The sequence below is a fragment of the Enterocloster aldenensis genome, from assembly GCF_003434055.1.
GTDB classification, from domain to species: Bacteria; Bacillota; Clostridia; order Lachnospirales; family Lachnospiraceae; genus Enterocloster; species Enterocloster aldenensis.
Map to the genome: position 1 here is coordinate 17,687 of NZ_QVEX01000018.1, position 14,405 is coordinate 32,091.

Genomic DNA, 14,405 nt, shown 5'->3' on the forward strand with positions numbered 1-14,405 from the left:
TCACTCTCCTTTTGCAAGTCTGATTGCACATCTGACCACTTCATCCGAATCCACAATCACACCTCCTGTGGTCAGGCAGGTATGGATTGGCAGGTGGTCCCCCACGGCCAGGCGGACGTCTTCTGCCATCAGAGCCGGGATTGCCATCTCCACATCCAGAATGAACCTGACTTTCCCTATCAGCTTCCTGAATGCCTCTGCGGGGAACGGATTGGTGGTAATGGGGCGTACCAGTCCCGCCTTGTAACCGGCTTCACGCAGTTCATCCACACAGGTATGGCAGATACGGCCGCAGGAGCCATATGCTGTCAGCACAAAGTCCGCGTCCTCTGTCATATATTCCTCCGCCATGACCTCATCCCTTTTCCATCCCTCGTAAATCCCAGCCCACTCCTGGGCCTTCTTCATCTGCTGTTCCTCCACAAAGGATGCATTGAGCACGATATTAGGTTTTCCGCCATGGTATCCCTTTCCGATTACCGCCCACTCAGGTGTCTTTGGCGGCTCCTGCGGCTCTGGCAGGGTCACTGCCTCCATCAATCCGCCCACAAGGCTGTCAGCAAATACGAAAACAGGCATGCGGTACTTCTGGGTCACCTGGAATGCCTTGGTCACAAGGTCCACTGCCTCCTGGATGGTTGCCGGTGCATAGTTGATGGTCTGATATCCGCCATGGCCCGAAGCCCGGTTAATCTGAAAATAGTCGGACTGGGCCGGCTTCATGACGCCGGTGCCGGGGCCGGCCCTCATGATATCCACGATTACCGATGGCACCCGGGCAGCTGCCAGGGATGAAATCCCTTCTGCCATCAGGCTGATTCCCGGACCCGAGGTGGATGTCATGGCCAGGGTGCCTCCTGCCCCTGCCCCGTAAACCATGTTAATGGATGCAACCTCGCTTTCACCCTGGACAAATATCCCGCCTGCCTTTGGCAGGGCCCGTGACAGATACTCCGGCACCTCGCTCTGGGGTGTAATGGGGTAACCGGCATAAAACCGGCAGCCAGCCCTGACAGCTGCTTCTGCAATGGCTTCATTGCCTTTCATAAATTTTCTTTCCATCACTGTTCTTCCTTTCCTGTGCATTTATACAATGATAAATCCATCCTCTTCTTTCTTTTTACTTAAATACTTCAATGACACAATCCGGACATACCTGGGCGCACATGCAGCAGGCAATGCAGGATTCCGGGCGGGCGTCCACCACATAGCGGTATCCCTTTTTATTGATTCCTTCCCCTATTTCCAGGACCTGTCTGGGGCATACGTCTACGCATAGTCCGCAGCTTTTGCAGCTCTCCCTGCTGATTTCAAGTTTTGCCATAATCACACTTCCTCTCCTTTTTTATAAAGTTTCTTTGTTTGGATCATGCGTTCATGTTTTCATGTTTAAATCATGTTTCCATGTTTGAACCATGTCTTCATACATATAGTTTGTCTACAAAGGTATCCAGTTCCAGCATCGGGACGTTTATCTGTTTTCTGACCCGGCTGGAAAATGTTTTGGAAACAGCCAGACACTTAATGCTTAAATCCAATTTGGCAAGCTCCTGTTCCAGTCTCCTGTAATATCCGGCAATCAGTTCCGCTGTTGTGTATCCGCCCATGTAAGGATTGGCGATTACTTCCAGCCGTCCTGCCGGGACACGGGCTGAAACCATGATGGCGTCCAGGCTTTCCCTAATCTCCCCCACTGTGCCTGAAAATGCGCGGCAGGGATTGATTACATAGTAATAACGGGCGGTCTTTCCTGCCAGCAGTCCGGCAAACTGTCCCATCATGGCTGCGCCTGCCGCGTTCCCGCCTGCATCAAATACACACCGGACCCCTTCGTCCTTTAAAAGGGCGCTGACCCCCATAGGCACCAGGGGGGAATCCCACAACTCCTGGTTTTCTGCCATATGTACCTGTCTTTTCTCTAGTAAGGATGAAAAATCCCTGGCCCGGAACAAACACTTTGTCTGGTCCATGTCTATCAGATACACTGGTTTTTCATCTTTTTCTGCCAGAAGGATCGCTATGTTGGCGGCTATTTCTGTTTTTCCGCTTCCTGCTTCCCCAAGCAGTACAATATTGTGTATATCCATACCCCTTTCTCCATTTTCTTTTTTAATTCAGAGCCGCGGCTTGTTTGGATGATGCCGTGCTTTACGTTTGCGAGACTGATTGTAGCACACTGTTTTTCGGAATGCAAGTAATTTTTGATAATTTTTACTAATTTTACATCATATTTTTATGCATATTATCTAATAAATTAAAAATAAAACGGAAATACCTATCATTTATGCTTAAAATATAACCATAATATACGTGATATATACGTGTTTTATAAGCTTATTGCACAAAACCCTATTGACTTATTTCAATACAGGGATTACTATGGGTGCATGGAGTTTTTACGTTTGCGCGTCCTACCAATATAAAATATCAGGGAGAGGTTTTTCATGAAATCTGCAAATATTAAGAAATATGTTTTGAGCATTCTATGTATATTGATTGGGCTGGCCATCGGACTGAGCCGTCCCCCAGGGGAACTGACCGTTGAAAGCATGCGCTATCTTGGCATCTTCATGACAGCTGTCCTTCTGCTGATCCTTCAGCTTTATCCGGCTCCCCTTGTTGCGCTGTTTGCCTGTATTGCTTTTGTTACCTTCCATGTGTGTACTTTCCCGGAGGCATTCTCGGCCTGGAGCGGGGATACCATGTGGACCGTTATCCTGATGATGATTTTTGCCACAGGTATAGCAAAGACAGGGCTGATTGACCGTATTGCATTTAATACACTAAAGTTTTTCCCGGCTACATATACCGGTATGGTGGTTGCAATCATGGCCACCTCCACCATCCTGTCGCCCATCGTGCCCAATTCCTATTCAAAATGCGCGGTGCTGGGCCCATTTGCCGCTTCCGTGGCCAAGGCTAATAACATTGAAAAAGGCAGCAAAGCTGCTGCCGGACTGTTCTGTGCCTTTTTTGTGCCTGCTGCCATCCACACCATGGCATTCCTCACCGGAAGCGCCATGACCTTTGTATTAATCGGCATGATGGGGGAAGGTTATTCTTTTAGCTGGTTTGGCTGGTTCATGTGCTGTTCCGTGTGGTTTGCCGTTAACCTGGTACTGACCTTCCTGTTTATCCTGGTATATTACAGGCCAAAGGAAAAGCTTAACATATCCAAGGACCTGATTAACCGTAAGATTGCTGAATTAAAGCCCATGAACAGCGATGAGAAAGCCGCATCCGTCATCCTTATCCTGTCCATACTGCTTTGGATTACCGGCTCCTATACGGGTCTGAAACCATATACGGTGGCAGCCCTTGCCTTCTGCGCCATGTTCCTCAAAGGGATCTTTACCATGAAGGATTTTCAGGACATGGTGCCCTGGGGCGGGCTGATAACCCTGGTTGCCTCCCTGCTGTCCATCTCAGCCCTCCTTGGCGTGGTTGGGGTCAATCACTGGCTGGCAAGTGTGGCCGCACCTGTCATTATCCGGTTCGTGCCCAATGTATATGTGTTCATCATTCTTCTGTGCGTGACTACATACCTGCTGCGTTACCTGGAATGTACCGGACTTGCCACACTTGCCATCATTGCAGCCATCTTCCTGCCAATCGGGGTTCCTTTGGGAATCCATCCCTTCATCACCCTGTTTGCAGATTACCTGGCAATGCTGGTGTGGAACCTGTCTTTCCATAATCCATATTATCTGCAGGCCGAGGCTGTTGTGGATGGGCTGGTGACCCATAGGAACGTGGTATCCATGTCCTACGCCTATATGGTCATCCATGTATTAGGCCTGATTGCAAGCGTGCCGCTGTGGAGATACCTGGGAATGTGCTGATTCATTGATTAATGATTGTATTTTCATATCCATCCCTATATAATTAGGATATTACCGGTCTTTGACCGAGCTGGGGGTTTGACGCTATGACAGATACAATTACTGCTATGGGGAACGATTTGAAAAATTACGCTTATAACATAATGAAAGAACACCTGATAAATTGTACCTATGCGCCTGGAAGCATTTTGAATGAAGCACATCTCACCGCGGGCCTGAAACTCAGCCGCACCCCGGTGCGGGAGGCAGTCAGCCGTCTGGAAAGCGAAGGCTTTGTGAAGGTTATTCCTAAAAAGGGAATCTACGTCACTGATATCCTTTTAAGCGATGTGCTGCAGATTTACCAGATACGCATGGAATTTGAACCCACCATCCTCCGCCTGGCTGCTTCACGGCTTCCCAAGGAGGAAATCCAATACTTCTGCCAGAGATTTGAACACGGGGAGCCGGATGAGACAATCATGGACCGCATCCAGCTGGATACCGCCATGCATCTGTTCATCATAGAACACTGCGGAAACCGCTACATGGTGGATGTCATGCACCGTGTTTATGATATCAGCAGCAGGATTGTTTATTTTGTCCATCAGAACCACGCCACGGTCCATGTTGAAGCCGGAGAGAACCTGGAAATCTTAAAACTGCTGCTGGAGGACAATGTGGACACTGCCACGGAAAAGATGAAGGTCCATATAGAGCACTGCCGGATGGCGGCGCTGAACTATTTTTATACAATCCCCCAGGCAGCGCCGGCGCAGACTTATCGGGAAAAGTTATACAAAAAGCAGTAAGGCATGGTATCATTATCAAACACGCCTGACTGTGTAAATGGAAAGCCGTAAATCCAATTCAGGATTTACGGCTTTTCCATGTCAGCCTGTCTGCAGGCAGTTTTCCATCCAATGATATAAAAAGTCCAATTGCTCCTGCGTATGGAACCAATGCTCACCATGTTGAAAGACAGTCAGGCTGCAATTAAATTCCTGGGCAAACTTCTCTACAACACTGCGTTCAATCAGATGATCGCTGCTGCCATATAATATGTGCGTGGGCGCCTCCCATCCGGCAGCCGGGCGGCTCCTGGTATACGCCAGATACTCCCATGAAAGCGTCTGTCCAAAGGAAGTCTGAATCACCTGTTCACGCCTTAAGCGCCCTTCTGACACATCAGCCTGCTTCATCATGTTCAGGATCAGGCGTTCCATGTCAAGTACAGGTGATACCAGCAAGCATTCTTCCAGCCACCCGCTTTCAAAGCCCAGCAGGCTGAACCATGCCCCGATGCTGTTGGCGCACAGCGAAACATGCGTCCAATGGGACCGTATGTACTTCATGACGGACAACAATTCAGGAACCGCGCACCATGGGACAAAGGAATCTGCTTCCGCTTTCCTTTCCCCGTGTCCGGGCAGGTCAATGCTTAGGACCTGGCATGAATGACGGCTGGCTATGCCTGCAAATGCTTCGGCTTCCTCCTTATATCCGCCCTGACCGTGTACGTACAGGTATACTTTCGTGGACGGGTCGCCCCAGATAATTGCAGGAATCTGCATGATAGATATTTTTTGGGTTTTCATTCTGTTCTCCTGTCTGTTTTCTTAAGGTAGCTGCAATGCTATCTTATTGATGCAAAAACTAACTATAGTAGTTATAAAACTAATATCATTAGTATTATACAAAAATATATACCAACTGTCAATATTGCAGGTACAACATTCAGCTAAATGTTATGCCGGTTGGCTAATATTTATTGACTCGGCTAATACCCATTGACGCCGCTAATATTATTAGTTAAACTACTAAGGAGAGTCATTTCAGATAAGTGAGGAACCGTCATGCGTGTTACGAAAACTGCCGTAGTGCAGACCGCTTCAGATATAGCCGACAAAAAAGGACTCAGCAGCCTTTCCTTAAAAACCGTTGCTGAGGCATTGGATATCCGTACCCCATCACTCTATAACCACATAGAGGGTTTAGATGACCTGCTGCGGGAAGTAGCCCACAATGGAATGAGGACCATGAATGAACGGATGTACCGTACCGCCATAGGCAAATCCGGGGACACGGCCATCCGATACGTTGGTATCGAGTATCTTAACTTCATGATAGAACATCCGGGGGTTTATGAGACCATCCAATGGGCCACATGGCACGGTAATGAAGAAACTGCAAAAATTTATGAAGATTATACCAATCTTCTGACCACCCTTATCCTTTCCATTCACCTAAAGGCGCCAAAAGTGGAGGACATATTAAATCTTCTCACAGGTATGTTACATGGTTATGCCACCCTGCAGCTCCGTTCTGCCTTTATAAGGCCGGAGGAAACAAGAAATGGTCTTTGCGATGCCATGGATACGCTTCTTCTGGGCATCCATCAGAAATATGACCGATAGATGCCCAGGCATTTGGATTATGACAGGTTGGTTTCAGGCTGCCGGCCAGGGAAACCTGTTTTTTGCTGCTGCCTGTTTTTTGCTGCTGCCTGTTCTTTATGTAAATGGGCCGCCATGCACACGGTAACAATCCCGGAAAGCACATCCGCAGCGGGCTGGGCGTACAGAACCCCGTCAAGCCCCCAAAACATAGGGAGGACCAGGATGACAGGCACAAAGCAGATGCCCTGTCTGCATGCGCCAAGGATGCAGCCTTCCTTTGCTTTTCCCAACACAAGTAACAAGAAGGAATATACCGTATATAAGCCAAAAAGCATGAAAGAAAGACCGTTTGCCCTCAATGCCATGGCCCCCACACGTACCATTTCCATATCGTCTTTTGTAAACAGTGACATGATGTGGGTGGAAAATATGGCTGCCAAGGATCCGAATATCACGCAGAACGCGGTGGACCAGAGTATGGAGGTCCTGATTGCCGCATGCAGACGGTCAAACTTTTTAGCCCCGTAGCTGAATCCGGCAATGGGCTGGAAGCCTTTTAAAAATCCGAATACAATCAGACTGCCCATGGACATGATCTTAGTGAGCGGTCCCATGGCGGCAAGGGCGGAGCTTCCGTAATCCTTGGCCGCATCGTTCATCATACTGATTGAAAGACTGGTCAGCAGCTGAAAAACCAGTGTGGGAATCCCTATCTTCAAAATCCCGGACATGATTTCTTTAGAAAAATCACACGCTTTCACACTAAAACTAAACACGCTCTTCCTTCGGAAGATATAACGCACATAGACCAATGTGGAAACCATTTGTGATATGGCTGTAGCAATGGCCGCCCCGGCAACCCCAAGATCCAGCACATAGATGAATACAGGGTCTAATACCACATTCAGGGCTGCGCCTGCCATCAATGCGCACATAGCTGTTTTGGCTGCGCCCTCGCTTGACACAATATTATTCATGGTAACATTAAATACATTGAAGATTGAAAATGTGATATAAATGCCGGAATACGTCATCGCATAGGGCATGACATCCTCCACTGCCCCAATCTGTTTCAGGATTGGCTTTAGGAAAATCATGGAGCAGCAAATAACAATTGCCCCGATGGAAATGCTGCTGTATACAGCGGTGCTGGCCACTTTGTCGGCACTATCCCTGTCCCCGCATCCAAGAAGCCTTGAAAGACAGGCAGCAGCGCCATTTCCAAACAACAGGCCAAGCCCCACCACAATCTGTCCAAGAGGAAAGGCCACCGTGATTGCTCCCATCTGGTTGGTGCCCAGGCCCCCCACAAAATAGGTGTCCACCAGATTATAGAGTGCGTTAATCAGCATACCAACCATGGTTGGAAGGCCCAGCGCCACAAGTGCTTTTGGGATTGGCGCACTCCCCAGCAATTCCATTTTTGTGTTACATCCATTCATGTTTAACTCTCCTTTCACTTGACACGTGATTAAAAATATAGTAGTATAAATTATAGTATCTTGTCGTTGTGGATTATACTACTATACTTTATACTATTTGTCAATCATAAAAACAGGAGGGAATCATGGCAGCCATAGATTTAGTTGTATTGGGCATGATAAAAAAACAGCCCTTAAGCGCCTATGACATTCAGAAATTAGTCGAGTACCGCAACATTTCCAAATGGGTAAAAATCAGCACACCATCCATTTACAAAAAGGTAATTCAATTGGAGGAAAAGGGGTATATCAGAAGCAGTTCCGTAAAAGAAGGAAAAATGCCGGAGAAGGCGGTCTATTCATTGACAGACGCCGGGGAAGAAAAATTTGAATGTCTTATGCATGAGATTGCTTCCCAGCCCATTCACTTTTTTCTGGATTTCAATGCCGTGATTGTGAATCTGTCCAGTCTTTCGCCAGAAAGCCAGAGGTCCTGTCTGGACAGTATTGAGGAAAATGTAAAAACCCTAAAGGCCTATCTGGAAGAAAACATCCGTGAAAAAGAAACAGCGCCAAATATTCCGCAAACAGGCATGGCTGTTTTACAGCAGCAATATGCATTGGCGCAGTCAATTGAAACATGGATTGCTTCGCTAAAGGATAACAATCCGCATACATGATATGGACTTACTTTTTGCAGGAATGTAACTCCGGGGAATTGCGGTTCTCCGGGATGGGACAGGGGGATAAAAGCAGCAGTCTCATGGTTGGATAGGGTCTGGGGATTCCTTCATCCATGCTTACTCCGTAATCCGGCTGATTCCCATATCAATATACGGATAACCGCCAAATTCCTGCTCAATTGCTTCACTGGCCAGGTTGAACCAGCTTATACAGTTATCCAATATGATGGCATCGCTGGTAATCACATGATCCTGCTGTTTTAACACGGAATCCACGTTGTGTATGGTAACTGCCTGGACCTCATAATCAAAGTTTTCCAATAATTCCATAATCCTATCTTTCAGCCTGCCTGAATTAGAAACCGGTGAATCCAGGTAAAAAACAGCTTTGCGGATCTGGTTGGATTCCAATACCTTTCCAATCCGTGTGATTGCCATGTCCGTTTTATCAATTAAGCGGTAGGTTCCCCTAAGTCCAGCCAGGTCCCTTATGGTCCCATCCATGCATTTTAACAGCGGGGAGCCTGAGAACGCCACTTCCATGGTTATGATGAGGTTGAAACCGTCAATATTTACCGTGCAGCCTTCCAGGCTGCCTTTTAATTCCTTATCCATCCTTAACCGGATTTTTTCTTTTGGTGAGATGGCCCTTACCAGGGCCAGCCGCTGCCTTTCAGACAATAAATAATGGTTTCCCACAAATACGGAGGCGCTCTTGATAGGATATCCCCGGTTCAGCAAATAGTACAGATTACTCCCAGCAGCAAGCAGCTTCTCCATCCCGTCTTCGGAAAATTCCCTTTTGTCGCTGGGTACGTATCCTCTTTGAACCATCTTCCCCATCCTTCAATCCTCCTGATCAGATGTTTTCATGCTCTTGAATTTCATTTATGTCATAGGTGTTTTATTTAGAAAGCTCCCGCTTTAGCGGCTTACTCCTTGAAACGGTGAAGGGCGGTTTTTCAAGGGTTTGAGGGGTATTTGCGCGCTATTGGTGTGCTACTCTGCCACACTGAGGGCTGCTCACTACCACATCAAAATTTTTAAACCAATAGACATTTTGTTTCTTTATAGCTATACTTAATATGCTGTTGACTCTTTCCAGCAGGAAGGAGGTGTACTTTTGGAATACATAATCGCTTTTCTTATCTCTATTGCGGCAGGTATAGTCTGCTACTATATTTGCAAATGGCTGGATAGAGATAAGTAATCAACGGCCAGCCTAAGTTATTCCTCTTTAAAAGGAAAATAGAACCCCCAGAGAGCTGCAACTCTCTGGGGGTTCGTCTGTGTACCATTGGAACACAATCGCTTTTCTTTGCTAATACTATATTAAGGCAAAAAGAAGAAAATGTCAATAGCGTGCCGTGGCAATTGAACCTTATTCCTACCACAGAAATTTTTTATAACCTCGAAAAGCCTTATTTTATGTAGTTTCCCTTAGAATTTTCCCGCTTTTGCGCTCTCACAAGGGAAACGGTGAGGGCTGGATTTTCATGGGTTTCAGGGGTGGTTGTGAGCTATGAGTGTGCTACTTGGCACTATTGACGACAACTCATTCCCACTCTTTATTTTATAGATTGGCATGGACATTCCACTACTTAACAGCTATAATTAAATTGCTGTTGACTCTTTCCAGCAGGAAGGAGGTGCCATCACGGAATACATAATTACTTTTCTTATCTCTGTTACGGCAGGTATTGTCTGCTACTTTATCTGCAAATGGTTGGACAGAGATAAATAATCGACAGCCAGCCTAAGTTACTCTACTTAAAAAGGAGGAAAAGAAAACCCAGAGAGCTGCCACTCTCTGGGTTTTTGCTATGCCAAACGGACATAACTACTTTTCTTTGCTAACATTATATTAAACCAAAATAACTAAAATGTCAAGAAACACGTATCAATTTCTTTTTGTTCCAACCATCAAATAATTTCATCATCACCGAAAAGCCTTATTTTATCGGTGTATTCCTAGAATTTCCCAGCTTTAGCGCTCTCCTCAATGGAAACTGTGGAGGCTGGATTTATAAGGGTTTTAGGGGTGTTTGTGCGCTATAAGTGTGCTACTGTGCCGTGCTGATTGCTACTCAGAACTCTTTGCTGATTTTAGTATATAAAACAATGGACAGCCTTCCATCAAGGCGATATAATAAAATTGCTGTTGACTCTTTCCAGCAGGAAGGAGGTGACATAATGCACTACATAGATTCATTTCTCATTTCTGTCATGGCTGGTATAGTCTGCTACTATATCAGTAAATGGTTAGACAGAAAAAAATAACAGCAGCTAGCCTGGGTTATCCCACCCTATAAAGGAAAAAGAATCCCCAGGAAGCTGCAACTTCCTGGAGATTTGCATTTGTGACACAATGCACATAAATTCATTTCTCTGCTACTACTATATTAAACCAAAATAACTAAAATGTCAAGAAACACATACAAAATGCTTTTTCGTTCCAACCATCCAAAAATGGTTTGACCTCTCAAAGCCTTATATTATAAGGATTCTTTAGAATTTTCCAGCTTTAGCGCTCTCCTCAATGCTAACCGCAATCGCAACCGTCATACCAACCATTGGGTTGTTGCCTGCGCCGATAAGGCCCATCATCTCAACGTGTGCAGGTACGGAAGAAGAACCGGCAAACTGTGCATCGGAGTGCATACGGCCCATGGTATCGGTCATGCCGTAGGATGCAGGACCAGCTGCCATATTGTCAGGATGCAGGGTACGGCCTGTGCCGCCGCCGGATGCAACGGAGAAGTATTTCTTACCCTTCTCAACGCATTCCTTCTTGTAGGTACCGGCTACCGGATGCTGGAATCTGGTTGGGTTGGTGGAGTTGCCGGTGATGGATACGTCAACACCTTCCTTCCACATGATGGCAACGCCCTCTGTTACATCGTTAGCGCCGTAGCAGTTAACCTTTGCCCTTAAGCCCTCGGAGTAGGACTTTCTCCACAGTTCCTTTACTTCGCCTGTGTAGTAATCCATCTCTGTCTCTACATATGTAAAGCCATTGATTCTGGAGATAACCTGTGCAGCGTCCTTGCCTAAACCGTTCAGGATGACGCGCAGTGGTTTCTGACGGACCTTGTTAGCCTTCTCAGCAATACCGATAGCGCCCTCTGCAGCTGCAAAGGACTCATGGCCTGCCAGGAAACAGAAGCAGTCTGTGTTCTCTTCCAGAAGCATCTTTCCTAAGTTACCATGGCCCAGACCAACCTTACGCTGATCCGCAACGGAGCCTGGGATACAGAATGACTGAAGGCCTTCTCCGATTGCAGCAGCAGCGTCAGCAGCTTTCCTGCAGTCCTTCTTAATAGCAATTGCAGCACCTACTATGTATGCCCAGCAAGCGTTCTCAAAGCAGATTGGCTGGATCTTCTTAACCTGATCATAAACGTCCAGGCCTGCATCTTTGGTAATCTTCTCAGCTTCTTCAATAGAAGCAATGCCATAGCTGTTTAATACAGAATTGATTTTGTCAATTCTTCTCTCATATGATTCAAATAATGCCATCTTCTTATTCCTCCTATTCGGTCTTCATCATTCTTTACGTGGGTCGATAATCTTAACAGCGTCAGCAACGCGGCCGTACTGGCCTTTTGCTTTTTCCCATGCTGTGTTAGGATCGTCGCCCTTCTTGATGAAATCAGTCATCTTGCCAAGGCTTACGAACTGATAACCAATGATCTGATCTTCTGCATCCAGTGCAATACCGGTCACATAACCTTCAGCCATTTCCAAATAGCGGGGACCTTTTTTCAGTGTTCCGTACATGGTTCCAACCTGGGAACGGAGGCCCTTGCCTAAGTCTTCCAGACCAGCGCCTACAGGAAGTCCATCCTCAGAGAAAGCACTCTGTGTTCTTCCGTAAACAATCTGAAGGAACAGTTCCCTCATAGCAGTATTGATTGCGTCACATACTAAATCTGTATTTAAAGCCTCTAAAACAGTACGTCCTGGCAGGATTTCTGCCGCCATGGCTGCGGAGTGGGTCATACCGGAACATCCGATGGTCTCAACCAGCGCTTCCTGAATGATACCTTCTTTTACGTTCAGTGTCAGTTTGCAGGCACCCTGCTGAGGAGCACACCAGCCCACACCGTGGGTAAGGCCGGAAATGTCTTTTATTTCTTTTGATTTTACCCATTTTGCTTCTTCCGGAATTGGAGCAGCGCCATGATGAACGCCCTGTGCAACTGTGCACATCTCTTCTACTTCATGTGAATAAATCATGTGTTAAAACTCCTTTCAAAAATGAATTTGATCAAGTACAGTGCCCATTCGTTAAATTTATCACATCATACTTGGTTCTATTCTCTCACAAAATACGACATTTTACAAGCATATTTTTTATTTTTGGGTCCCCCACCCACGCATCATACGCTGGAATACAATAAAGAAAATAATCCCCTTCACAATGCTCGATATGGTAAGGGCCCACCAGATACCGTTAAGCCCCAGGGCTGTCCCGCCCAGGAGAATGGCCAACGGGATACGGGCAGCTGTAAGGATGATGGTGATTACAGAAGCCTCCATGGTCTTTCCCATACCTGACATGGCGCCCACTGTCATCAGTTCCACACACATGAACATTTCCGAAAAACCAATGATGCGCAGGTAATCCGCTCCAGCCGGTATGACCTCCGGTTCATGGATGAACAGGCTGAATATGGGGACTGCCCCGAAAATCAGTAGCAGGGTCGTAAACATTCCCCAGATAAACATGATTCCCGCCGCCTTCATATAACCTTTTTTCACACGTTTTAAATTGCCGGCCCCGTAATTCTGTCCCACAAATGCATTGATTGCCGAACCAAAGCCCTCTGCCGTCATCCATGAGATGGACTCAATCTGTCCACCCACCCTTTGGACCGCCACGGCCGTGTCTCCCCACGATGTGACAAACCGTGTCAGTATCATGGAAATGCTGCAATAAAGCATACTCTGCACAGCGGACGGAAAGCCAATCCGTATCATGGTCTTTATATTGGACAGTGGCGTGGGGTTCCATATGCGCATCTGGGCTGCCAGCACCGGGTCCTTTTTCATGGATAACACAAGCACCAGGCTCACAATGAACTGGGCTGAAACCGTGGCAGCCGCTGCCCCTGCAACCCCAAGTCCCGGGATTGGTCCCAGACCAAAAATCAGAATGGGATCCAGGATAATATTGGCCCCCATTCCAATACAGTTTGCCATCAAAGGGGTCCTGCTATTGCCCGAAGCCGTATATAGGCCGGTCAGGGTCTGTCCGATAAATGCAAATACGATGAACCCACAGGCAATCCTCAGATATGTAATGGCATCCGCAACCACCTGCGGGGAATTAAGATGGAAAAAGCCAATCAGCGGATCTGCCAGCAGATTCGTCAGCAGCCCATATGCAGCTGCCAGCACAAGGGCCAGCTGAAGCGCTCCCTTTCCATATTGTATGACTTCCCTGCGGTTCCCTTCCCCATAGGCATGGGCAGACTTTACCTGTCCTCCCATCCTTGCCAGGGTCACCACACCGGAAGACAGCCAGGTATACATGGCGGCAGCTCCCACTGCCGCCACCGCATCGCTTCCCACCATACCGATCCATGCCATGTCTGTCAGGTTATATGCTGTCTGGACCAGGGATGTGGCCATAATAGGAACAGCCAGTTCCGTCAGGGATTTCAGGATATTGCCATTTAATAAATCTATATTCTTCTTCACAAACTTCACCTATCGCTATTGTATTTTCATAATTTCAACCACTACTATACTATCTTTCGTCTTTATATGCAATATGGAAAGTATATGTCTTAATATAGCGGACAGCCGGATTATATTTATATAGCGCCCGGATTAAGTTTGTCCTTGGGTGTTGGCTTCTCTTAATTTATGATGTTCTCCCCCTTAATATATGGCACTCCCCTACTGTATGGGGTTCTTCTCCCTAATACGGCCCCTCTCCTTCTTAATATATGACCTTTCCTCTCTTCATGTATGGCCTTCCTACTCTTAACATATGGCTTCCTCCCTATATATCGCCTTCCTACGCTTAACATATGGCTTCCTCCCTATATATGGCCTTCTTCCGCTTATCAT

The 14,405-nt window shown here is 46.8% G+C and carries 14 protein-coding genes; 4 read left to right on the forward strand and 10 right to left on the reverse strand.

Features of this window, described 5'->3' with window-relative positions:
- The 3 genes from vorB to DWX59_RS24015 all read right to left on the reverse strand — a co-directional run bounded on the left by vorB (window position 1) and on the right by DWX59_RS24015 (window position 2,087).
- Window positions 1-1,062 carry a 3-methyl-2-oxobutanoate dehydrogenase subunit VorB gene (gene vorB / locus DWX59_RS24005; protein WP_117562299.1) on the reverse strand — a complete coding sequence of 354 codons (1,062 nt, stop codon included), beginning with the start codon at window positions 1,060-1,062 and terminating at the stop codon, window positions 1-3.
- A 58-nt stretch (window positions 1,063-1,120) separates the two neighbouring features.
- Window positions 1,121-1,324 (reverse strand): 4Fe-4S dicluster domain-containing protein, encoded by a 204-nt coding sequence (locus DWX59_RS24010; RefSeq protein WP_173906238.1) that lies wholly within the window; start codon window positions 1,322-1,324, stop codon window positions 1,121-1,123.
- A gap of 97 nt (window positions 1,325-1,421) precedes the next feature.
- Window positions 1,422-2,087: a nucleotide-binding protein gene (locus DWX59_RS24015; protein WP_117562303.1), complete on the reverse strand. Its 666-nt coding sequence runs from the start codon at window positions 2,085-2,087 to the stop codon at window positions 1,422-1,424.
- A gap of 357 nt (window positions 2,088-2,444) precedes the next feature.
- Between DWX59_RS24015 and DWX59_RS24020 the strand changes: the two genes are divergently transcribed.
- Window positions 2,445-3,842 (forward strand): SLC13 family permease, encoded by a 1,398-nt coding sequence (locus tag DWX59_RS24020; RefSeq protein WP_117562304.1) that lies wholly within the window; start codon window positions 2,445-2,447, stop codon window positions 3,840-3,842.
- 86 nt (window positions 3,843-3,928) lie between these two features.
- Window positions 3,929-4,633, forward strand: a complete 705-nt coding sequence (locus DWX59_RS24025; RefSeq protein WP_165642986.1) for a GntR family transcriptional regulator — start codon at window positions 3,929-3,931, stop codon at window positions 4,631-4,633.
- Between the two features lie 81 nt (window positions 4,634-4,714).
- On the opposite strand, the gene DWX59_RS24030 is transcribed toward DWX59_RS24025, so the two are convergent.
- The gene (locus DWX59_RS24030; RefSeq protein ID WP_117562306.1) at window positions 4,715-5,419 is read right to left on the reverse strand and encodes an alpha/beta hydrolase; all 705 of its coding nucleotides are present in this window, start codon (window positions 5,417-5,419) and stop codon (window positions 4,715-4,717) included.
- Window positions 5,420-5,677: 258 nt separating this feature from the next.
- Between DWX59_RS24030 and DWX59_RS24035 the strand changes: the two genes are divergently transcribed.
- A complete protein-coding gene (locus DWX59_RS24035) occupies window positions 5,678-6,238 on the forward strand; it encodes a TetR/AcrR family transcriptional regulator (RefSeq protein WP_117562308.1) in 561 nt (186 codons plus the stop codon).
- A 17-nt stretch (window positions 6,239-6,255) separates the two neighbouring features.
- Here DWX59_RS24035 and DWX59_RS24040 read toward each other — a convergent pair whose 3' ends face one another.
- On the reverse strand, window positions 6,256-7,662 hold the full coding sequence (locus tag DWX59_RS24040) for an MATE family efflux transporter (RefSeq protein ID WP_117562310.1): 1,407 nt from the start codon (window positions 7,660-7,662) through the stop codon (window positions 6,256-6,258).
- Window positions 7,663-7,787: 125 nt separating this feature from the next.
- Between DWX59_RS24040 and DWX59_RS24045 the strand changes: the two genes are divergently transcribed.
- Entirely contained in the window at window positions 7,788-8,321 is a 534-nt protein-coding gene (locus tag DWX59_RS24045) for a PadR family transcriptional regulator (RefSeq protein WP_117562312.1), read from the forward strand.
- 120 nt (window positions 8,322-8,441) lie between these two features.
- Here the strand turns inward: DWX59_RS24045 and DWX59_RS24050 are convergent, their stop codons facing one another.
- The 5 genes from DWX59_RS24050 to DWX59_RS28910 form a co-directional block, all read right to left on the reverse strand.
- Window positions 8,442-9,167 carry a DUF434 domain-containing protein gene (locus DWX59_RS24050; protein ID WP_117562314.1) on the reverse strand — a complete coding sequence of 242 codons (726 nt, stop codon included), beginning with the start codon at window positions 9,165-9,167 and terminating at the stop codon, window positions 8,442-8,444.
- A gap of 1,665 nt (window positions 9,168-10,832) precedes the next feature.
- Window positions 10,833-11,843, reverse strand: a complete 1,011-nt coding sequence (locus DWX59_RS24055) for a GGGtGRT protein (RefSeq protein WP_117562317.1) — start codon at window positions 11,841-11,843, stop codon at window positions 10,833-10,835.
- Between the two features lie 27 nt (window positions 11,844-11,870).
- Window positions 11,871-12,563 (reverse strand): iron-sulfur cluster assembly scaffold protein, encoded by a 693-nt coding sequence (locus tag DWX59_RS24060; protein WP_117562319.1) that lies wholly within the window; start codon window positions 12,561-12,563, stop codon window positions 11,871-11,873.
- Between the two features lie 117 nt (window positions 12,564-12,680).
- Window positions 12,681-14,039, reverse strand: coding sequence for an MATE family efflux transporter (locus DWX59_RS24065; RefSeq protein ID WP_117562321.1), 1,359 nt, complete (start codon window positions 14,037-14,039; stop codon window positions 12,681-12,683).
- Window positions 14,040-14,191: 152 nt separating this feature from the next.
- Window positions 14,192-14,365 (reverse strand): hypothetical protein, encoded by a 174-nt coding sequence (locus DWX59_RS28910; RefSeq protein ID WP_166460294.1) that lies wholly within the window; start codon window positions 14,363-14,365, stop codon window positions 14,192-14,194.
- Window positions 14,366-14,405: the final 40 nt, after the last annotated feature.